We start from the raw sequence: 20,723 nt of genomic DNA, 5'->3' as shown, positions 1-20,723 counted from the left end.
GGAAGATGTGACGGCAATGGCTACGGATACCCCCCACCGCCGCTCAGCGTGCGCCGTCCGGCCCCCGGGCAGTCGGCGATGAAGGCCGGCGCGGCGCGTGCCGCCGACCCCGGACACCACACCCTCGCCAAGGCCGCGCACGAGAACTTCCCCGTCGCTCCCTTCTTCCTCCCGCGTGCCTGGCGCCACGATCTGATGGCGGTGTACGGATTCGCCCGGCTCGTGGACGACATCGGCGACGGCGACCTGGCACCCGGCGGTGCCGACGCCCGCGCGCTCGGCGTCGCGCCGGAGCGGGCAGACGACCGACCGGCACTCCTCGACGCCTTCGAGACCGACCTGCGTCGGGTGTTCGACGCGAACGGTGAGCCGCCGCGCCATCCGCTGCTGCGCCGGCTGCTGCCCACCGTCCGCCGCCGGGGCCTCGCCCCCGAGCCGTTCCTCGACCTCGTCGCGGCCAACCGGCAGGACCAGACCGTCAGGCGCTACCGGACCCACGACGACCTCCTCGCCTACTGCCGCCTGTCCGCGCAGCCGGTCGGTCGCCTCGTCCTCGCGGTCACCGGAACGGACACACCCGAGCGTGTGCGTCGCTCGGACGCCGTCTGCACCGCGCTCCAGATCGTCGAACACCTCCAGGACGTCACGGAGGATCTCGGGCGCGACAGGATCTACCTCCCCGCGGACGACATGAAGCGTTTCGGCGTCGAGGAGGCCGACCTGGCGGCCCGGACGGCCGGCGCCCCGGTACGCGCCCTGATCGCCCACGAGGCGCGCCTCGCCGAGGAACTCCTCGGTGAGGGGGTGCCGCTGGTACGCGGTGTCCAAGGCAGGCTGCGCCTGCTGCTCGCGGGTTTCGTGGCCGGCGGTCGAGCGGCCCTGCGGGCCGTCGCCGCCGCCGGATACGACGTGCTCCCCGGCCCTCCCAAGGCGGGCAGGGCCGCGCTGCTGCGCGAGACCGGGGCGATCCTGCGAGGGAAGGGGTGATCCGGGCCGTGGAGCCGCCCGTACACGTGTCCGCGCCGGTACTCGCCGCCTACGGCTACTGCGAGACCGTCACGGGGCAGCAGGCGCGCAACTTCGCGTACGGCATCAGGCTGCTGCCGGCGCCCAAGCGCCGCGCGATGTCGGCGCTGTACGCGTTCTCGCGCCGGGTCGACGACATCGGCGACGGCCCGCTCCCCACCGAGGTCAAGGCGGCGCGTCTGGAGGAGACCCGCTCCCTGCTGGGACGCGTCCGGGACGGGGCCGTCGGGGAGGACGACACCGACCCCGTCGCGGTCGCCCTCGCGCACGCGGCCCGGGCCTTCCCGATCCCGCTCGGCGGCCTGGACGAACTCATCGACGGAGTCCAGATGGACGTCCGGGGCGAGACCTACGAGACCTGGGGCGACCTCAGGGCCTACTGCCGCTGCGTGGCCGGGGCCATCGGCCGTCTCAGCCTGGGTGTCTTCGGCACCGAGCGAGGCGCCCGTGGCGCCGAGCGGGCCCCCGAGTACGCCGACACGCTCGGCCTGGCGCTGCAACTCACCAACATCCTCCGCGACATCCGGGAGGACGCCGAGGACGGACGTGTCTACCTGCCCGGGGACGACCTGGCGAAATTCGGTTGCTCCGCCGGGTTCGCGGGCCCGCTCCCGCCGGAGGGCTCGGACTTCGACGGCCTCGTGCGCTTCGAGGTGCGCCGCGCCCGCGCCCTCTTCGCCGAGGGCTACCGGCTGCTCCCCCTGCTCGATCGCCGCAGCGGCGCGTGCGTGGCCGCCATGGCGGGCATCTACCGCCGTCTTCTGGACCGCATCGAGCGCGACCCCGCCGCCGTGCTTCGCGGTCGGGTCTCCCTGCCCGGACGGCAGAAGGCCCTCGTCGCCGTACGCGGGCTGTCCGGACTCGACGCCAGGCACATGGCGCGCAGGACCGTCCGGAGGGGAGCGCGATGACCCCGGTCCGCGACCGGAGCGCCGCCACGCCGGACGCGTCCGGTGCCGGGCGCGCCGGCTCCGGTTCCCCCGGCTCGGCCGCCGGTCACGTGGTGGTCGTCGGCGGCGGCCTGGCCGGCACGGCCGCGGCGTTGGCCCTCGGCGACGCGGGGCTGCGCGTCACCCTGCTGGAAAGTCGCCCGAGGCTGGGGGGGTTGGCCTGCTCGTTCCGTCGCGGCGAGTTGAGCGTCGACAACGGCCAACACGTGTACCTGCGCTGCTGTACCGCCTACCGCTGGTTTCTGCGCCGCGTCGGGGGCGACGGGCTGGCGCCGCTTCAACCGCGTCTCGACGTGCCGGTGGTGGACGTCGCCCGCCCCGAGGGGCGAAGGCTGGGGAGACTGCGGCGGGACCGCCTCCCGGTCCCCCTGCACCTGGGCCGCAGCCTCGCCGCCTACCCCCACCTCTCGCTCGCCGACCGGGCACGCGTGGGGCGTGCCGCCCTCGCCCTCAAGGGGCTGGATCCGCGGGACCCTGCCCTGGACACGCGGGACTTCGGCAGTTGGCTCGCCGCGCACGGGCAGTCGGACCGTGCCGTCGCGGCCCTCTGGGACCTGGTCGGGGTCGCCACGCTCAACGCGGCGGCGCGGGACACCTCGCTGTCACTAGCCGCGATGGTCTTCAGGACCGGGCTGCTGTCCGACCCCGGGGCCGCCGACATCGGCTGGGCGCGCGTGCCGCTGGGCGAACTGCACGACCGGCTGGCTCGCGGGGCGCTGGAGTCGGTGGGCGCGCGCGCGAGGACGCGTACGCGTGTCGTGGGGCTGGAGGCCCGGGACGGCGGGGGCTGGCGGGTGCGGGTTCCCGACGGCGAGATCCTCGCGGACGCCGTGGTCCTCGCCGTGCCGCAGCGCGAGGCCCTCGGGCTGCTGCCCGAGGGCGCCGTCGAGGAGCCCGGCCGGCTGTCGAGGATCGGCACGTCGCCCATCCTCAACGTCCACGTGGTCTTCGACCGGAAGGTCCTGGAGGCGCCGTTCCTCGCCGCCCTGGGGACACCGGTGCAGTGGGTCTTCGACCGGACCTCGGCCTCGGGTCTGAGGCGGGGGCAGTATCTGGCGCTGTCGCAGTCCGCCGCGCGGGACGAGATCGACCGACCGGTGGCCGCGCTGCGGGACCGGTACCTGCCGGAGCTGCGCAAGGTGCTGCCCGGAGCCCGTAGCGCCGAGGTCGTGGACTTCTTCGTGACCAGGGAGCGCACCGCGACCTTCGCGCCCGCGCCGGGCGTCGAGCGCCTCAGGCCCGGTGCTCGCACCAGGGCCCCCGGTCTGTGTCTGGCCGGGGCGTGGACCGCCACCGGTTGGCCCGCGACCATGGAAAGCGCGGTCCGCAGCGGCGTCACGGCGGCGGCGGCGGCTCTCGCCGCGCTGGGCCGGTCCCGAGAACCGCTCCCCGACTTCGAGGAGGCGGCGTGAACCCCGGTCCGCGGGGAAGCGCCCGTGCTCCCGGCACCGCGACTGAAGGAGAGACTGTGCCCACTGCGTCCCCGGCCGAGACGGCCGACCCACGGACCGGCGTGGACGTGACCGCGCTGCTGGAGCGCGGCCGGACCCTGGCCACGCCGGTGCTGCGGGCCGCCGTCGACCGGCTGGCGCCCCCCATGGACACGGTCGCCGCCTACCACTTCGGTTGGATCGACGAGCACGGAGACCCCGTCGAGGGCGACGGCGGCAAGGCGGTCCGCCCCGCGCTCGCGCTGCTCTCCGCCGAAGCCGCGGGCGCCCCCGCCGAGACCGGCGTGCCAGGAGCCGTGGCGGTGGAGTTGGTGCACAACTTCTCCCTCCTCCACGACGACCTGATGGACGGCGACGAGCAGCGCCGCCACCGCGACACGGTCTGGAAGCTGCACGGGCCCGCGCAGGCCATCTTGGTCGGTGACGCCCTGTTCGCCCTGGCCGGTGAGGTGTTGCTGGAGGACGGCACCACGGAGGCCGCCCGGGCCGTGCGACGGCTGACCTCCGCCACCCGCGCCCTGATCGACGGGCAGGCCCAGGACATCTCCTACGAACACCGCGACCGCGTCAGTGTCGAGGAGTGCCTGGAGATGGAGGGGAACAAGACCGGAGCCCTGCTGGCCTGCGCAAGTTCCGTCGGCGCTGTCCTCGGCGGCGCGGACGAGCACACGGCCGACGCCTTGGAGCGCTACGGGTACCACCTCGGCCTCGCCTTCCAGGCCGTCGACGACCTCCTCGGCATCTGGGGCGACCCGGCGGCCACCGGCAAGCTCGCGTGGAGCGATCTGCGCCAGCGGAAGAAGTCCCTGCCGGTGGTGGCCGCGCTCGCCGCCGAGGGTCCGGCCGCGGAACGGCTGGGCCGGATCCTCGCCTCCGACGCGGACCAGCCCGGCGTCGCGGACTTCTCGGAGGAGGAGTTCGCGGCGCGGGCCGCGCTCATCGAGGAGGCGGGCGGCCGGGACTGGACCGCGCGGGAGGCGCGCCGTCAGCACGCCATCGCCCTCGAAGCCCTCGACACCGTCGACATGCCGGCCGAGGTCCGGCACCGGTTCGCGGCGCTCGCCGACTTCGTCGTCGTACGGAAGAGATGATCACCATCGGCCTGATACCCCTCGCGTAGTCGCCGGCCGGTGACGCGGGCAAGCGCACCGGCCGACGGCGGACCCACAGCAGACGCACCACTTGCACACTGCACGAAGGGGAAGCCATGACAGCGACGACCGACGGAAGCGCCGGGGCCACCATCCCGCCCCGTGCCCCCGTGACCGGCGAGAACGACAGCACCGCTCCCGTCCGGCCCGCCGCCGCGGACGCCGTCCGGCGGGCCGCGGAGTTCCTGCTCTCCCGGCAGGAGCCCGAGGGCTGGTGGAAGGGCGATCTGGAGACCAACGTCACCATGGACGCCGAGGACCTCCTCCTTCGGCGTTTCCTCGGCGTCCTCGACGAGGAGACGACCCGGGCGGCCGCCCTCTTCATCCGGGGACGACAGCGCGAGGACGGCACCTGGGCGACGTTCCACGGCGGACCGGGCGACCTCTCGACGACCGTCGAGGCGTACGTGGCCCTGCGGCTCGCGGGCGACGACCCGGAGGATCCGCACATGTCGCGGGCCGCGGCCTGGATCCGCGCGCGCGGCGGGATCGCCGAATGCCGGGTCTTCACCAGGATCTGGCTCGCGCTCTTCGGCTGGTGGCGATGGCAGGACCTGCCCGAGCTTCCTCCCGAACTCCTCTGGGTCCCCCGCTGGATCCCGCTCAACATCTACGACTTCGGCTGCTGGGCCCGGCAGACCATCGTCCCTCTGACGATCGTCTCGGCGAAGCGCCCGGTGTGTCCCGCGCCCTTCGCGCTCGACGAGCTCCACACCGACCCGGACAGCCCCGCCCCCGCCCGGCCGTTGGCGCCGGCGGTGAGTTGGCGGGGTGCCTTCCAGCGCCTGGACAAGGGGCTGCACGCGCTCCGTCGAGTGGTCCCTCCGCCGGTGCGGCGGGCGGCGATGCGCGGGGCGGCCCGCTGGATCGTCGAGCGCCAGGAGAACGACGGCTGTTGGGGTGGAATCCAGCCGCCCGCGGTGTACTCGCTCATCGCGCTGCGTCTTCTCGGCTACGACCTCGAACACCCGGTGATGCGCGAGGGGCTGAGATCGTTGGACCGGTTCGCGGTGTGGAGGGAGGACGGCGCCCGGATGATCGAGGCCTGCCAGTCGCCCGTCTGGGACACCTGCCTGGCGACCGTCGCGCTCGTCGACGCCGGGGTTCCCGCTGACCACCCGCGATTGGTGAGGGCCGCGGACTGGATGCTCGGCAAGCAGGTGCTGCGTCCGGGCGACTGGGCGGTTCGGCGACCCGGGCTCGCCCCCGGCGGCTGGGCCTTCGAGTTCCACAACGACAACTACCCGGACCTCGACGACACCGCGGAGGTGGTGCTGGCTCTTCGTCGGGTGCGCCACCCCGACCCGGACCGGGTGGAGCGCGCGGTCGCCCGCGGCGTGCGTTGGGGCCTGGGCATGCAGTCGCGGAACGGCGCCTGGGGGGCGTTCGACGTCGACAACACCAGTTCGTTCCCCAACCGGTTGCCGTTCTGCGACTTCGGCGAGGTCGTCGACCCGCCCTCGGCCGACGTGACCGGGCACATGGTCGAGATGCTCGCCGTCGAGGGCCTGGCCCACGACCCCAGGACCCGACGTGGCGTCGCCTGGCTGCTCGCGGAACAGGAGCCGGACGGCTCCTGGTTCGGACGCTGGGGGGTCAACTACCTGTACGGTACGGGGTCCGTCGTGCCCGCGCTGGTCGCGGCCGGCCTGACCGTCTCGCATCCCGCGATCCGGCGCGCCGTGGCCTGGCTGGAGTCCGTCCAGAACGACGACGGTGGGTGGGGCGAGGACCTGCGCTCCTACCGTGGCAAGGACCAGTGGGACGCGGGCGTCCCGTCCACGGCGTCGCAGACGTCGTGGGCGCTGATGGCGCTGTTGGCCGCCGGCGAGCGGGAGTCCGCCGCCGTTCGGCGCGGGGTGGCGTGGCTGGTCGCGACCCAGCGGGCAGACGGAAGTTGGGACGAGCCGTACTTCACCGGCACCGGCTTCCCCTGGGACTTCTCCATCAACTACCACCTCTACCGGCAGGTGTTCCCCCTCACGGCGCTCGGCAGGTACCTGCACGGCGAACCGGCCGTGCTGCGGTCCGCCGAGCGAAGCGCGGCTCGCGCGTCCAAGAGCGGCTGATGGCCGGGGAGGCCTCCCCGGCCCCGCTGCTGATCGCCTGTGCCCTCGGGATCGAGCGCCTCGCCCTGCGCGCGGCCGGCGGCGCGGGGCCGGGAATCCGGGGCACGGTCGTGCGCACCGGGATGGGGCCCCGGGCGGCCGAACGGACCGTCGCCCGGGCCCTGGCCGAACCGGCGTCGACCGGAGCCGCCGTGTTGGCCACCGGGTTCTGCGCCGGACTCGTGCCCGGCATGCACCCCGGCGATCTGGTCGTCGCGGAGGAGACCCGCGATCCGCGAGGCGGCGTCGCCTGTGTCGGCACCGACCTCCTGGTCCGGGAACTGGTCCGGCTGGCGCCGGGCCGGGCCGTCCACACCGGCCCGTTGACCGGCTCCGACCACGTCGTCCGGGGGCCCGGCCGGGCAGCCCTCCGGGCGACCGGTGCCATCGCGGTCGACATGGAGTCGGCGGCCACGCTCCTGTGCGCCGTGCGCACGGGCGCGCGCGCCGTTGCGGCCGTCCGGGTGGTCGTGGACGCTCCGGAACACGAGCTCGTACGGATCGGCACGGTGCGCGGTGGAATATCGGCTTTCCGGGTTCTTCGTTCCGTCCTTCCCGCATTCCTCGAATGGCACCGTTCCCTGCCGCTCCCCAGGAGGTGAGCCCGATGGCCATGCCGCTGCGTCAGTCCATCAAGGTCGCTACTTACTTGGCCGAACAGAAGATCCGTCGGCGCGACAAGTTCCCGCTCATCGTCGAACTGGAGCCGCTCTTCGCCTGCAACCTGAAGTGCGAGGGCTGCGGCAAGATCCAACACCCGGCCGGCGTGCTCAAGCAACGCATGCCGGTGGCGCAGGCCGTCGGCGCGGTTCTGGAGTCCGGAGCCCCGATGGTCTCGATCGCGGGCGGAGAGCCACTGATGCACCCTCAGATCGATCAGATCGTAAGCGAGTTGGTCGATCGCAGAAAGTACGTCTTCCTCTGCACCAACGCCGTGCTGCTCCGCGCCAAGATGGACAAGTTCACCCCCTCGCGGTACTTCGCGTTCGCCGTCCACATCGACGGCCTGCGCGAACGCCACGACGAGTCGGTGGCCAAGGAAGGCGTGTTCGACGAGGCGGTGGCCGCCATCAAGGAGGCCAAGGAGCGTGGCTTCCGAGTCACCACCAACTCGACGTTCTTCAACACCGACACGCCCCAGACGGTCATCGAGGTCCTCGACTACCTCAACGACGACCTGGCGGTGGACGAGATGATGATCTCGCCCGCCTACGCCTACGAGAAGGCGCCCGACCAGGAACACTTCCTCGGCGTCGAACAGACCCGGGAACTGTTCCGCAAGGCATTCGCCGGAGGGAACCGCCGCCGCTGGCGCCTCAACCACTCCCCGCTCTTCCTGGACTTCCTGGAGGGCAAGGTCGACTTTCCCTGCACGGCCTGGGCCATTCCCAACTACTCGCTGTTCGGCTGGCAACGCCCGTGCTACCTGATGAGCGACGGCTACGTCTCCACCTACCGGGAACTGGTCGACAGCACCGACTGGGACCGCTACGGCCGGGGGAAGGACCCGAGATGCGCCAACTGCATGGCGCACTGCGGCTACGAGCCCACCGCGGTGCTCGCCACCATGGGGTCGCTGCGCGAATCGTTGCGGGCGATGCGGGAGACGGTCTCGTCGAAGGGGCGCACGTGACCCCGTGACCGCCGCCCCCTGCGAGGGGGCGCTGAGCCGGGCGCGTCGGACGGCGCGGCGCCGACCTCGCCGAGGGACCCGGCGGGCCCCTGCCCCGCCGGCAGGGGTGCCTCGCCCGGCCGCCGAGATCGCGCACCCGGCCGAACGCCCTCCGCTCCGCGACGCGAGGCGGGTCGTGCGTGTGCCGGCCGGGGCCCCGCCGCGGCCACGACCGCTTCCGCGCGTCGTATCCGTCCGCGCACGCGGGCCCGGCACGCGACGGCGTCCGGGACCCCCGCCGGGAGGCGTCGGCAGCCCGCCTCGACCGAGGGGGTGACGCCTCCGGTGCCTCGGCACGAGACCGCCGGCGTACTTCGCGGGCTCTACGCCCTCCCTCGTCGCGGGCCTGAAGCCCCCCCGGTGGGTCACGTGCCGTTCCGCGCGCCGGTCCGGAGGGAAGGGTCCCCTCGGGACGGCCCCGGCGCGGTCTCCATGTGCGCGTGGTCGGCCGGCGCCGGTCCGCGCGGCGCCGGAGGGGCGAGCGCTCGGGAGGCGGCGGACGGCGCCGAGCCCGACCCGGCCGGGGCGTCGGGTCGAGGAGAAGAGCGAAGGAAGGGCATGATGACCAAGGAGTTCGACCTCGGCGCGCTGTTGGCCGAGCGCGGCGCCGAGGGGTACGAGTTGCACGGCCGCCACCTCAACGCGCAGCTTCCGCGGCTGTTGCGCACCATCGGATTCGACCGGGTCTACGAGCGTGCCGAGGGTGCTCGACTGTGGGACGCCGAGGGCAACGAGTACCTGGACATGCTGGCCGGGTTCGGGGTCATGGGCCTCGGTCGGCACCATCCGGTCGTCCGCAAGGCCCTCCACGATGTATTGGACGCCTCGCTGCCAGACCTGACCCGCTTCGACTGCCAGGCGCTGCCGGGTCTGCTCGCCGAACGTCTCCTCGCACACAGCCCCCACCTGGACCGCGTGTTCTTCGGAAACAGCGGCACGGAGGCCGTCGAGTGCGCCCTGAAGTTCGCCCGGTACGCCACGGGCAGGCCACGTGTCCTGTACTGTGCGCACGCGTTCCACGGGCTGACCGCCGGATCGCTCTCGGTCAACGGCGAGCCCGGATTTCGGCGGGGTTTCACACCCCTGCTCCCCGACACCCCCGTTCCGTTGGGCGACTTGGACGCCCTGGGGCGGGAACTCGCCCAAGGCGACGTCGCCGCACTGATCGTGGAGCCGATCCAGGGCAAAGGCGTGCACGAGGCGCCCCCCGGCTACCTGCGAGGCGCCCAGGAACTACTGCGCCGGCACAAGGCGTTGCTCGTCGTGGACGAGGTGCAGACGGGTCTGGGGCGCACCGGTGCCTTCTACGCCTACCAGCACGAGGACGGGGTGGAGCCGGATCTGGTTTGTGTCGCCAAGGCGCTCTCCGGCGGCTACGTCCCGATCGGCGCCACCCTGGGACGCGAGTGGATCTTCAGGAAGGTGTACTCCTCGCTCGACCGCGTGTTGGTCCACTCCGCCAGCTTCGGGTCCAACGCGCAGGCGATGGCGGCGGGCCTCGCCGTGCTGTCGGTGATCGAGAACGAACGACTCGTCTCGCGCGTGGCGACCGTCGGGGGTCTGCTGAAGTCCCGGCTCGCCGAGTTGGTGGACCGCTACGAGTTGCTCGCCGAGGTGCGAGGCCGAGGGTTGATGATCGGCATCGAGTTCGGCAGGCCGAGGTCTATGCGGCTCCGCAGCCGCTGGGCCGTGCTCCAGACCGCCCGGCGAGGGCTCTTCGCGCAGATGGTGGTCGCCCCGTTGCTCCAGCGCCATCGAGTCCTCACCCAGGTGTCCGGCGACCGGCTGGAGGTGATCAAGCTCATCCCGCCGCTGATCATCGGAGAACCCGAGGTGGAGCGCTTCGTCGGCGCCTTCGTCGAGGTCATGGACGACGCGCACGACGGCGCCGGCCTCCTCTGGGACTTCGGGAGGACGCTGGTCAAGCAGGCGGTGGCCCAGAGGTAGGCGCACCTCCGCCGAAGAGGCCGCCCGGAGTGCGCGGCCGGCCGCGCCGCGAGCGCGCTTTGCCTCGGAGGCACGCGAATTGCCTCCGAGGCAGGAAAGGGTTCCAATGGAGCGCATGAACCCTTCCGCACCCGGATCGCCGGACGACCCTGCCGAGTCGGCTTCCGCGGTCGCTCCCCGGCTGCGGGAGCTCCGCCGTCGAGCCGCGCTCACCCTGGAGTCGGCGGCACGCGCCGCGGGGCTGTCGCCCGCGCACCTGTCGCGCCTGGAGACCGGGCGCCGCCAACCCTCACTCCCCATGTTGCTCGGCCTGGCCCGGATCTACGGTACGACCGTCTCCGACCTGCTCGGTGAGCGGGGCGGAGACCGGCAGGCCGTCGTTCGCGCGGCGGAGAGCGTGCCGGCCCCGGCCGGGGGCTGGACGTACTGGCAGGCCGGTGCGCCAGGTCGCGGGATGCAGGCCCTGAGGGTGCGTGTGCCCTACGCGGCCCAGGGCGACATGGTCCGCGTGCACCCCGGCGAGGAATGGCTGTACGTGCTGCGGGGCCGGCTCGCGCTGCGCCTCGGCGACGCCGTCCACCGACTCGATCCCGGCGACAGCGCGCACTTCGAGTCCCTGACCCCCCACCGGATCGTGGCCCCCGACCCGGACGGAGCGGACCTGCTGTTCGTCCACACCCTGCTACAGAGCCCCGCGGCCACCCTGTGCCTGGGGGACACCACCGGAGAGGCGACATGAGCGACTTCGAGGAGAAGTTCCCCCGTGCCCTGTGGGTGCGCCTGATCATCTACATCGCCGTGGGGCACGTGTTCGCCGCCTTCGTCTATCTGCTCTTCGAGGTGGGGGCGAAGTAGAGCGCCCCGAACTCGGTGGAGCGCTCAGACCAGGAGGCGCTCGTGGAGCCGGGCCCGGGTCTCCGGAGCGAGGCCCAGCCCCCGCTCCAGGTACGGCTCGACGCCGCCCCAGGTCTCCTCCACGGTGTCGAACGCGGCGGCGAGGTACTCCGCTCGCGCGTCGAAGAAGGGGTTGAGCAGCTCCATGACCTCCAGAGCGTCCGAGGGACGGGCCGCGTTGCCCAGGCGCACCCGGTAGCGTCGGTGCGCCGCGCCGGACTTGAGGTAGTCCGCCTCGATGGCCTCCCGCTCCACACCCAGGGCCAACAAGGTGACCGCCATCGACAGGCCCGCTCGGTCCTTGCCGGCCGCGCAGTGCATCAGGACGGGCACGCCGTCCTCGGCGAGAGCGTGCAGGACGCGGGAGTGTTCGATCGTCCGCTCCTTGATGATCATCCGGTAGGAGGCGATCATCCGGTCGGCGCCCTTGCCGCCGGCGAGGGTCTCGCGCAGCCGGACCAGGTCCCCGTCGCGAACCAGTTTCCAGAAGTCGGCGCCCTCGGCGGGGTCGGACAGCGGCAGGTTCACGTTGCGCACACCGGGCAGCGTGACGTCCGGCCCCTCCAGCTTCTGGTCGGCGGCGTTCCGGAAGTCGAAGATCGTGCGCAGGCCGAGGGAGTCGAGGAAGGCGGCGTCCGCCTCGGTGGCGTGTGCCAGGTGCCCGCTGCGGAAGAGGACACCGTGCCGGACCCTCCGGCCGTCCGTCGTCGGCAGCCCGCCCACGTCGCGGAAGTTGCGCACACCGGCGAGTTCGGGCTCGGTCGGGGGGACCTGCTGAGTCAAGGGGGCTCCTCCCTCTCCCTGCCGCCGGCGCGTTCCGGCCGACGGGCACCGATTCGACGATACGGCATGTGCCGCCCGGGGCGGGACCCTTCCCCGCCCGGCTCCGCCCCACCGCCGCGACTGCTTCACGCACCCCTATTGGGTAGCGGAAAGGCTTTTGGTTGTTCTGTCTGAATTGAACCTTTCGGGTCAACTCGCCCTACAGTGAGGGGGCGTGTGCCGGGAGTGGGTGAGGAGCGTCATATGGTGACCGTGCGTTGCTTGTCATGAGCACGCAATAGGCGCGGTGGCGGCGGGAGTTGAGGGGTCGGGGCGGTGGGCAGGTCGACGGAGTGTGACGGGCCGCGTCGAGGTTGGATCATGTCCGGGCCGTGTCCTGTGAGACTCGGGCTTGTTCCTGTGTCTTTCGGTCCCTTACGTTCACGACCGATCCGGACGGACGCCTAATCCTGCCGCCGACCGGAGCGCCACCCAACTCGTCTCATCACCCGTACCCGGCAGGAGCGGGGGACCCACAGGCAACACCGCCTGTCCCGGTCTCCGGAACAGGCTAGGGGTCAAGTCGTGCCGCGCACGGCCGGACATCTCCAGTCCGCACCCGACAGCTCACCTCGCAGGCGCCGGAGAGGAACTCACCATGCCCGTCCGGGGTAAGCACCGTCGTACCAAGTCCACCCGTCTCACCCGTGCCATCGTCGTCGCCGGCACCGGTGGCGCCGCGCTCGCCCTGCCGTTCGTCGGGGCGGTGACCGCGCACGCGGCCCCCGCGCAGTCCCCCGCGACCGGTCAGGTCGCCCACTCCGGCGCGAGCGACCGGGCCGAGAGCACCTCGCGCGACAACCGCCGCGCCTCCGAAGAGGGCGACCGGTCCTCGCACGAGCGCGTCTACACCGTGCGCTCCGGCGACTGGCTCGCCAAGATCGCGCACGAGCAGGACGTCCGGGGAGGCTGGCAGCGGCTCTGGGCGGACAACCGCGAGGCCGTCGGCGAGAACCCCTCGCTCATCCACCCGGGTCTGAAGCTCACCCTGGACGGCGCGTCTTCCTCCGACGCCGCCCAGGCGCCCGCCCCCGAGGCCACCGAGTCCGCCGCGCCCACCACGGCCGAGCCGTCCCAGGAGGCCGAGGAATCCACCGACCAGGCGGCCGAGCAGCCGGCGGCGGAGCCCGCCGCGGAGGAGACCCCGGCGCAGACCGCGGGCGTCGCCGACTCCGCGGCCTTCGTCTCCCCGGTGCCGGGCGGCACCGTCGGCACGGCTTACGGCCAGGCCGGCAGCCTGTGGTCCAGTGGCTACCACACCGGCGCGGACTTCTCCGTCCCGACCGGGACGTCCCTGAAGGCCGTCGGCTCCGGCACCGTGGTCTCGGCCGGCTCGGCGGGAGCCTACGGGAACCAGGTCGTCATCAAGCTCGACGAGGGGCACTACGCCCAGTACGCGCACCTGTCCTCGATCTCCGTGTCGGTGGGGCAGTCGGTGACCGCGGGCCAGGAGATCGGCCTCTCGGGCTCCACCGGCAACTCGACCGGCCCGCACCTGCACTTCGAGATCCGCACCACGCCGGACTACGGCTCCGACGTCGACCCGATCGCCTTCCTGCGGTCGCAGGGCGTCTCCCTCTGACCGGCGTCCCACCAGCTCACGGCCGGGCCTCGCACGGGGCCCGGCCGTAGCCGTGCCCGCCGCGTGCCGCGGAAGTGGCGCTTCTCACCGTGTGTCACCCCCTGCCTACGGTCGCGTAGGTCGCGGTTCTCGGTGAATCATGGTCCGAGTGTCAGACGATTCGAAGAACGACAGCAGAGCAGTGATCGGGTCGTACGTGGCGGTGGGGGACAGCTTCACCGAGGGCGTGGGCGACCCCGGCCCCGACGGGGCGTTCGTGGGCTGGGCCGACCGCCTGGCCGTCCTCCTCGCCGACCGGCGGCCCGAGGGAGAGTTCACCTACGCCAACCTGGCCGTGCGCGGCAGGTTGCTGGACCGGATCGTGGAGGAGCAGGTACCGCGCGCCGTCGATCTCGCACCGGACCTTGTCTCCTTCTGCGCGGGTGGCAACGACATCATCCGACCCGGTGGCGACCCCGACGAACTGGCCGCCCGCTTCGAGCGGGCCATCGCCTCGCTCGCCGCCGCGGCGGGCACGGTCTTGGTCACTACCGGGTTCGACACCAGGGGCGTTCCGGTGCTGCGGCACCTGCGCGGCAAGATCGCGACGTACAACGGACACGTCCGTGCCGTCGCCGACCGCTACGGCTGCCCGGTGCTGGACCTGTGGTCGCTCCGAAGCACCCAGGACCGCAGGGCGTGGGACGCCGACCGGCTCCACCTGTCGGCCGAGGGGCACACCCGGGTCGCGCTCCGCGCCGGACAGGCGTTGGGCCTGCCTGTCCCGGCCGACCCGGAGCAGCCCTGGCCGCGTCTTCCGCCTCGCGGCACGCTGGACGTGCGGCGCGACGACGTCCAGTGGGCCCGCGAATACCTCGTCCCGTGGATCGGGCGTCGGTTGCGAGGGGAGTCCTCGGGCGACCACGTCTCGCCGAAAGGCGCGGTGTCGCCCGAGGACATCCGGAGCCGGATCGCCGCCGTGGCCTGACGACCACCCGGCGCGGTCGCGCGGCGGCGCGGGAGGCTCCGGCGACGGGCCTGCGAACGACCCGCGACCTCGGTCCACTCGGCAGCGGACTCCTCCTCTGGCGTACATTCGGTCGAACCCGGACACGTGTGCCCACTCGGCACACGTGTCCGGGTGCGCGCCAGCAGTACGACCCGCCCTGGAGGTACCGTGCCAGCCTTCCGTCCCGCGAGCCCCGGGTTCCGCCTGCCCCGCCCCGCGGCCCTGGGCGTCGAACCCCGAGGCGAGCGCCTCTCGCGCGTCCGTCGGTCGCCGAACTTCGCCGACGGAGCCTTCCGGAACCCCGGAGGCCCGGCGCGCACCCGCCCGACGGGCTCGTCCTCGCGGGATCTCGCCAAGCTCTACCTGGACTCCGAGGCGCGACGTCGTCGTTCCCCCCGGGAGGCGATACCGGTCCACACCACCACGCTCGCCGACCTCGCCACGCCCGCCGAGAGCGGGCTCCGGCTCACCTGGATGGGCCACTCCAGCGTGCTGGCCGAGATCGGCGATCGCCGTGTGCTCTTCGACCCGGTCTGGGGGGAGCGTTGCTCGCCCTTCCCGTTCATCGGTCCGCGCAGACTCCACCCCATGCCGGTCCCGCCCTCGGCGCTGGGCTCCGTCGACGTGGTCGTCATCTCCCACGACCACTACGACCACCTGGACATGGGCACGATCCGGTCGCTTGCCGACGGCCAGGCGATCTTCGCCGTGCCGCTCGGGGTGGGCGCCCACCTGGAACACTGGGGTGTCCCCGCCGACCGGATCCGCGAACTCGACTGGCACGAGTCGACCCACGTCGGCGACCTCACGCTCACGGCGACGCCGGCCCGTCACTTCTGCGGCCGGGGCCTGCGCAACACGGGGCACACCCTGTGGGCCTCCTGGGTCGTCGTCGGAGCGGAGCACCGCCTCTTCCACAGCGGCGACACCGGCTACTTCGACGGCTTCCGGGACATCGGATCCGCGCACGGACCGTTCGACGCCACCATGATCCAGATCGGCGCCTACGCCGAATTCTGGCCCGACATCCACATGACTCCCGACGAGGGGCTCCGCGCTCACCTCGATCTTCAGGGAGGGGCCACCAACACCGGGGTGTTGTTGCCGATCCACTGGGGAACCTTCAACCTCGCGCCGCACGCCTGGGCCGAGCCGGGCGAGTGGACGCGCGACGCGGCCGAGGAGGCAGGCCAGGCGGCGGCGTTCCCGCGACCGGGCGAGCCCTTCGAACCATCGGGCGGGTTGCCCGTGGAGGCGTGGTGGCGGGCGGTCTCCGATCCCGTGTCGCGGCCTTGGCGGAACCCCGCGGCGACCGAGGGCGGGCCCGACCGGAGCGAGGGGGATCTCGATCTCGCCGGGGGGCGTTGACGCCGAGGGGCGATTCGCGCGTCGGCGACCGGCCGTGACCGCGGCCTACGGACCGGTCCGACCGGATGCCTCGACCGGCGTGGGCCGACGCACGTGCGAACCCGGGTCGGAGAGCGCACGTCGGCCCGCCGGGTCCCGGTGGAGGCCCGGCTCCAGGGCGGAGCCTCCGGCTCAGCAGACGTCCCCCGCCCCGGGCCCGTTCGGTCAGCCGATGGCCTCCACGACGGCGGACGCCGCCATGGTGCCGAGCCCGACCACGGCCAGCACGGTGCCGATCGCCGCGATACCGGGCGTCGCGGACACGGGTGTGACCGCCTTACGCAGGACGCACCCGTGGGCGGTCTCCTCCAAGGGGCCGGCGATCTCCGCGGACGAATCCCCGATCGTGTCCTTTTCCAACAAGGCTGCTCATCCCTTCACTTTCCGCGACCGTCGTCGACGGTTCGCGTCCTCCCTCGCCGATCACGTCGACGGACTCACCCGACGGCATTCGTCAAGGCGGCGAGTCCCGCGACGCTGAGGCCGACTCCGCTCACCAGGGCCAGACATCCGACGACCCCCGGTGTCGCCGACACGGGGGAGACGAACCGGGGTACGACATACCCCTGGTTCCGCTCCTCCAGCGAACCGGAAGGCGCGTTCGCCACGTACGCGGTCCCGCTGTCCTCGAACAAGACTCCTCCTTTCGGTGCCGCGAGTCCCTCCGCGGGACCCCGACCCTCTTCGGACCGGCCGCCGATCAGCCGGCGGCTTCCACGACCGCCGCCGCGCCGAACGACAGCCCCCCGACCGCCGCCGCGATGAAGCCGACGGCCATCACACAGCAGGGTGTGGCCGCCACGAGCAGGCCACCACGGTGGTCGATCGAGCCCGGGTGGTCCTCCCGCAGCGGTTCCGCACCATCGAGTCGCAGAGCGTTCATGCCCACTTCCTCATCAGACGACAAGCCCTCGGGTACCCGGCCGGCGCCGTCCACCGCGCGGGACCCGCGGCCCCGTGCGGATCGCTTCCACGAGCGCCGTACACATATCCACCGTGCGGGTGGCTCGCCGGGTCTGCGGTCCACCACCCGGCCCGGGCCCCGGAGGACCCGCTCTCCCCCGACCGGTCGGGCGCCTCCTCGCCCGGGGCCGCCGCCACCCCCGCCGTTCCGCCGGGCGGAGGGGGAGAAACCCACCGGGAGCGGGGCCGACCGATGGAGTCCGGCGGTCTGTCCCCACGCCCAGACTGGACCACGCCGGAGCCGCCCCCATCGGATCGAGGAGTGACGAGCATGGACGGCACGACCACCACCGACAGCGCCCGGTTCGTCGCCGCCTTCGCCTGCGCCGGGCCGACCGAGCTGAGGGAAGACGACGAGGGAACGAACCGCGACGTGATCGCGGACCCCGTCACCTTCACTCCCACCTACGGCCTGGGGCTCACGATGGTCGCCTACGTGGGCCTGGCGGTCGCGGCCGGGGCGGGCTGACGTCTCGACGACCCGGGCGCGCTCGGCAGGGCACCTCGCGCTCCCGGCGGTGCGCTCGGACAGCGCGGGGGCTCCCGGGCCCACTCGCCACCGCTGGTCCCGCGACGGATCACCCCGTCGCGCGGGCCGCACGTCTCGACGGGGCCTCGTGCGCGCCCTCATATCAGACAGGGGGCGCCGACCGCGAGAGTTTGCCGACGGGCTCCTCTCCGCGCCTCGTACGCCAATACCGTGAGTGCCCGTCGGACGACGGGAAGCCGCCTGCGCATCCTCGTCGCCGGCGCCGCCATGGTGTGCGCCCGCCCGGCGCGCACGCGGGCCCCACCCCTTCCGACGGACAGGTACGAGGACATCGATGGCTCACCTCCGCGCCCCGTCCGCGCGCGCCGACCGTCGCGAGGGCGGCCGGCACGGACGTCCGGCCCCGCGCACACTCTCCGCACCGCCCGAACGACGCCTGCGGACTCGACTGGTCCGGCTGACCGTGGTGCCGGCGGGCGTCGTCGCACTCGCCGGCGGCGTGGCCGTCTGGGGCGCCCTCGGGCCGTCGCCGCTCGACGCGACCGGATGGGGCGCCCTTCTCGGCGCCCTGGGGGTGGCCCTGCTCGCCCTCCTTGTCTCCTACCTCCTGGCCGACCGCTTCGCCCGGCGTCTGCACGACCGCGTCGGGGTCCTGCGGCGCGCCGCGGCGCGCGAGGAGGCGGAACTCCGCGCCGTGGTCGACGACCTGCGCCGAGGAGTGCGCCCGCCTCCTCGCGCGCCGCGCGGACGCGAGACCGCGGCGGGCGCCGACCTCCTCGACCTGCTCGCCGCCGATCTGGCCCATGCCCACCAAGGCGCCGTCTCGGCGGTCGTGCGGGCAGCGGGATTGTCCAGCCAGGCGGGCGACCGGCAGAAGCTGGACGTCTTCGGCAACCTGGCCCGCAGGTTGCAGTCCCTGGCCCACGACGAGATCACGCTTCTCGACGCGATGGAGAGCGAGATGGAGGACCCCGATCTCCTCAGGGGACTCTTCCAACTCGACCACCTCGCCACCCGGATCCGCCGGCACGCCGAGAGCCTCGCCGTGTTGGGCGGCGCCCCGGCCCGTCGCCGGTGGAACAACCCGGTTCCCGTGACCGAGGTGCTCCGTTCGGCCGGTGCCGAGGTGGAGCAGTACGCGCGGGTACGGCTGGTGCCGCCCGTCGACGGCACCCTGCGCGGCCACGCCGTCGCCGACCTCGTGCACCTGCTGGCCGAACTGGTCGAGAACGCCACCGTGTTCTCCGCCCCGCACACCCAGGTACTGCTCCGTGCCGACGATGTGGCGTCCGGATTGGCCATCGAGGTCGAGGATCGCGGACCGGGCCTGTCGCCCGCAGAGCGGAACCGCGTCAACGCCCTGCTCGCCGACCCGGACCAGGTCGATGTCGGTCACCTTCTCGCCGACGGGCACATCGGCCTTTACGTCGTCTCCCAGTTGGCCCGAAGGCACGGAGTCGACGTGCGCCTCCGGTCCAACATCTACGGCGGGGTCCAGGCCGTGCTCGTCGTCCCTCGGGAACTGCTGGGCGATCCGGCCGCCGGGGGGGCCGTGCCGACCGGCGCCGCGCCGCCCGAGTCCACCTCCCGGCAACCGCCGCGCCCCACGACCCCGCCGCCCACGTGCCGGGTCCCGGCCGACGGCAACCCCCCCGGGGTCGCCCTCGGCGCGACTCCGGACGATCGGCGGCCAGCACCGGAACACGCCCAGGCCCCGCCCGCGCCCCGCGACACCGCGGTGCGCGACACCCTGGACGGACCCGCCCTTCCGCGACGAGGTGACCCGGGGAACCCGGTGCCCGAGCGGTGCGACGACCCGGCCCTCGGGCGTCACACCGAGCCGATGCCGGCGCGTGACCCGGGATTCCCGGCGGCATTGCGAGGGGACCTCGGGCGCGCGGAGGATCGACCGCCCACGCCTCCCGACCGGCGGGCCGCCGCCCCCCAGGAGGGCGGCGCGCCGTCCCGTTGACCTCGCGCCCGCACGGAAAGCCGGTCCGCCCGGAGGCGACACGCGTCGAACGGCCGGGCCGCGTGTGCGCCGACCAGCGGCGGTCGGCCCCGCCCCCGGTGTGAAGCAGAGCTGCGCGCGCGTTTAAGAAAACCTCGATGGACGGACGGGCCGGCGATGAGGCAGATTGCTCGGCGATCCCCTCACCTCCCCGGACGTGGGCCGCCTGGACCGCGCCGCGCCCCGGGACGCACCCGTCAGGAGCACGCCGTTGAAGGCGCTGGTCAAGGAGAAGGCAGAGCCCGGGCTGTGGCTCGCGGACGTACCCGAGCCCTCGATAGGCCCCGGCGACGTACTGATCAAGGTGCTGCGCACCGGCATCTGCGGCACCGACCTGCACATCAGGGCCTGGGACGGCTGGGCCCGGCAGGCGGTCGGCACCCCCCTGATCCTCGGTCACGAGTTCGTCGGCGAGGTCGTCGACACGGGCCGGGACGTCGCCGACATCGCCTTGGGCGACCTGGTCAGCGGCGAGGGCCACCTGGTCTGCGGGACGTGCCGCAACTGCCTGGCGGGCCGGCGCCACCTGTGTCGGGCGACGGTCGGGCTGGGTGTCGGACGGGACGGAGCGTTCGCCGAGTACGTGGCCCTGCCCGCCACCAACGTGTGGGTGCACCGGGTCCCCGTCGACCTGGACGTCGCGGCGATCTTCGACCCGTTCGGCAACGCCGTCCACACCGCCCTGTCCTTCCCGCTGGTCGGCGAGGACGTGTTGATCACCGGGGCCGGGCCGATCGGCCTGATGGCCGCTGCCGTGGCCAGGCACGCCGGGGCGCGCAACGTCGTCGTCACCGACGTCAGCGAGGAGCGGCTGGCGCTGGCGGGCAAGGTCGGTGTGAGCCTGGCGTTGGACGTGTCCCGGTCGACGATCGCCGAGGGCCAGCGCCGACTGGGCCTGCGCGAGGGGTTCGACATCGGCCTGGAGATGTCCGGTCAGCCCGAGGCGATGCGCGACATGATCGCGAACATGACGCACGGCGGGCGGATCGCCATGCTGGGGCTTCCGGCGGAGGAGTTCTCCGTCGACTGGGCCCGCGTCGTCACCTCGATGATCACCGTGAAGGGCATCTACGGCCGGGAGATGTTCGAGACCTGGTACGCGATGTCGGTGCTGCTGGAGAGCGGCCTCGACCTCTCCCCGGTGATCACCGGACGTTACGGCCACCGGGACTTCCAGGCCGCCTTCGACGACGCCGCCGGCGGCACCGGCGGCAAGGTCATCCTCGACTGGACCGCCTAGGTCCCCGCACCCCCTGGGAGC

The 20,723-nt window shown here is 73.1% G+C and carries 20 protein-coding genes and 1 riboswitch; of the genes, 16 read left to right on the top strand and 4 right to left on the bottom strand.

All coding sequences use genetic code 11. The annotated features are described in order from the left end of the window. The first annotated feature begins 78 nt into the window (after window positions 1–78). The 10 genes from hpnC (at window position 79) to JEK78_RS02090 (ending at window position 11,160) form a co-directional block, all read left to right on the top strand. A complete protein-coding gene (gene hpnC / locus JEK78_RS02135) occupies window positions 79–987 on the top strand; it encodes a squalene synthase HpnC (RefSeq protein ID WP_200263947.1) in 909 nt (302 codons plus the stop codon). Continuing rightward, window positions 984–1,937, top strand: coding sequence for a presqualene diphosphate synthase HpnD (gene hpnD / locus JEK78_RS02130; protein WP_200262394.1), 954 nt, complete (start codon window positions 984–986; stop codon window positions 1,935–1,937). Before hpnC ends, hpnD begins: the two co-directional genes overlap by 4 nt. Next, window positions 1,934–3,388: a hydroxysqualene dehydroxylase HpnE gene (gene hpnE, locus JEK78_RS02125; RefSeq protein WP_200262393.1), complete on the top strand. Its 1,455-nt coding sequence runs from the start codon at window positions 1,934–1,936 to the stop codon at window positions 3,386–3,388. The genes hpnD and hpnE overlap by 4 nt, the downstream gene beginning before the upstream one ends. A gap of 56 nt (window positions 3,389–3,444) precedes the next feature. Continuing rightward, window positions 3,445–4,518 (top strand): polyprenyl synthetase family protein, encoded by a 1,074-nt coding sequence (locus JEK78_RS02120; protein WP_242483234.1) that lies wholly within the window; start codon window positions 3,445–3,447, stop codon window positions 4,516–4,518. Window positions 4,519–4,634: 116 nt separating this feature from the next. Then, a complete protein-coding gene (gene shc, locus JEK78_RS02115) occupies window positions 4,635–6,647 on the top strand; it encodes a squalene--hopene cyclase (RefSeq protein WP_200262391.1) in 2,013 nt (670 codons plus the stop codon). Further along, complete coding sequence (locus tag JEK78_RS02110) at window positions 6,647–7,288, top strand: 1-hydroxy-2-methyl-2-butenyl 4-diphosphate reductase (protein ID WP_200262390.1); 642 nt, start codon at window positions 6,647–6,649, stop codon at window positions 7,286–7,288. The genes shc and JEK78_RS02110 overlap by 1 nt, the downstream gene beginning before the upstream one ends. 5 nt (window positions 7,289–7,293) lie before the next feature. Beyond that, the gene (gene hpnH, locus JEK78_RS02105; RefSeq protein ID WP_200262389.1) at window positions 7,294–8,319 is read left to right on the top strand and encodes an adenosyl-hopene transferase HpnH; all 1,026 of its coding nucleotides are present in this window, start codon (window positions 7,294–7,296) and stop codon (window positions 8,317–8,319) included. 600 nt (window positions 8,320–8,919) lie between these two features. Continuing rightward, window positions 8,920–10,305: an aspartate aminotransferase family protein gene (locus tag JEK78_RS02100; RefSeq protein WP_200263946.1), complete on the top strand. Its 1,386-nt coding sequence runs from the start codon at window positions 8,920–8,922 to the stop codon at window positions 10,303–10,305. A 115-nt stretch (window positions 10,306–10,420) separates the two neighbouring features. After that, on the top strand, window positions 10,421–11,044 hold the full coding sequence (locus JEK78_RS02095; protein ID WP_242483233.1) for an XRE family transcriptional regulator: 624 nt from the start codon (window positions 10,421–10,423) through the stop codon (window positions 11,042–11,044). After that, window positions 11,041–11,160, top strand: a complete 120-nt coding sequence (locus tag JEK78_RS02090; RefSeq protein WP_200262387.1) for a DUF6126 family protein — start codon at window positions 11,041–11,043, stop codon at window positions 11,158–11,160. Before JEK78_RS02095 ends, JEK78_RS02090 begins: the two co-directional genes overlap by 4 nt. 24 nt (window positions 11,161–11,184) lie before the next feature. On the opposite strand, the gene JEK78_RS02085 is transcribed toward JEK78_RS02090, so the two are convergent. Next, entirely contained in the window at window positions 11,185–11,982 is a 798-nt protein-coding gene (locus JEK78_RS02085; protein ID WP_200262386.1) for a tyrosine-protein phosphatase, read from the bottom strand. A 475-nt stretch (window positions 11,983–12,457) separates the two neighbouring features. Beyond that, window positions 12,458–12,615, top strand: a riboswitch (cyclic di-AMP (ydaO/yuaA leader). Window positions 12,616–12,619: 4 nt separating this feature from the next. Between JEK78_RS02085 and JEK78_RS02080 the strand changes: the two genes are divergently transcribed. The 3 genes from JEK78_RS02080 (at window position 12,620) to JEK78_RS02070 (ending at window position 15,959) form a co-directional block, all read left to right on the top strand. Beyond that, window positions 12,620–13,603: a M23 family metallopeptidase gene (locus JEK78_RS02080; protein WP_200262385.1), complete on the top strand. Its 984-nt coding sequence runs from the start codon at window positions 12,620–12,622 to the stop codon at window positions 13,601–13,603. 181 nt (window positions 13,604–13,784) lie between these two features. Further along, on the top strand, window positions 13,785–14,570 hold the full coding sequence (locus tag JEK78_RS02075; RefSeq protein ID WP_200263945.1) for an SGNH/GDSL hydrolase family protein: 786 nt from the start codon (window positions 13,785–13,787) through the stop codon (window positions 14,568–14,570). Between the two features lie 189 nt (window positions 14,571–14,759). Then, window positions 14,760–15,959: an MBL fold metallo-hydrolase gene (locus JEK78_RS02070; protein ID WP_200262384.1), complete on the top strand. Its 1,200-nt coding sequence runs from the start codon at window positions 14,760–14,762 to the stop codon at window positions 15,957–15,959. A 204-nt stretch (window positions 15,960–16,163) separates the two neighbouring features. Here JEK78_RS02070 and JEK78_RS02065 read toward each other — a convergent pair whose 3' ends face one another. The 3 genes from JEK78_RS02065 to JEK78_RS02055 all read right to left on the bottom strand — a co-directional run bounded on the left by JEK78_RS02065 (window position 16,164) and on the right by JEK78_RS02055 (window position 16,881). After that, on the bottom strand, window positions 16,164–16,358 hold the full coding sequence (locus JEK78_RS02065; RefSeq protein ID WP_200262383.1) for a hypothetical protein: 195 nt from the start codon (window positions 16,356–16,358) through the stop codon (window positions 16,164–16,166). Between the two features lie 77 nt (window positions 16,359–16,435). Beyond that, entirely contained in the window at window positions 16,436–16,633 is a 198-nt protein-coding gene (locus JEK78_RS02060; protein ID WP_200262382.1) for a hypothetical protein, read from the bottom strand. Window positions 16,634–16,698: 65 nt separating this feature from the next. Beyond that, complete coding sequence (locus JEK78_RS02055; protein WP_200262381.1) at window positions 16,699–16,881, bottom strand: hypothetical protein; 183 nt, start codon at window positions 16,879–16,881, stop codon at window positions 16,699–16,701. Window positions 16,882–17,232: 351 nt separating this feature from the next. On the opposite strand from JEK78_RS02055, the gene JEK78_RS02050 reads away from it, so the two are divergent. The 3 genes from JEK78_RS02050 (at window position 17,233) to tdh (ending at window position 20,702) form a co-directional block, all read left to right on the top strand. Next, window positions 17,233–17,430 (top strand): hypothetical protein, encoded by a 198-nt coding sequence (locus JEK78_RS02050; protein ID WP_200262380.1) that lies wholly within the window; start codon window positions 17,233–17,235, stop codon window positions 17,428–17,430. 355 nt (window positions 17,431–17,785) lie between these two features. Beyond that, window positions 17,786–19,423 carry an ATP-binding protein gene (locus JEK78_RS02045; protein WP_200262379.1) on the top strand — a complete coding sequence of 546 codons (1,638 nt, stop codon included), beginning with the start codon at window positions 17,786–17,788 and terminating at the stop codon, window positions 19,421–19,423. Between the two features lie 250 nt (window positions 19,424–19,673). Next, complete coding sequence (gene tdh, locus JEK78_RS02040) at window positions 19,674–20,702, top strand: L-threonine 3-dehydrogenase (protein WP_200263944.1); 1,029 nt, start codon at window positions 19,674–19,676, stop codon at window positions 20,700–20,702. Window positions 20,703–20,723 lie beyond the last annotated feature (21 nt).

Source organism: Streptomyces sp. HSG2 (assembly GCF_016598575.1).
Lineage (GTDB): Bacteria > Actinomycetota > Actinomycetes > Streptomycetales > Streptomycetaceae > Streptomyces.
Note: the sequence above shows the minus strand (reverse complement) of the source record. Positions and strands in the feature narration are given on the sequence as shown.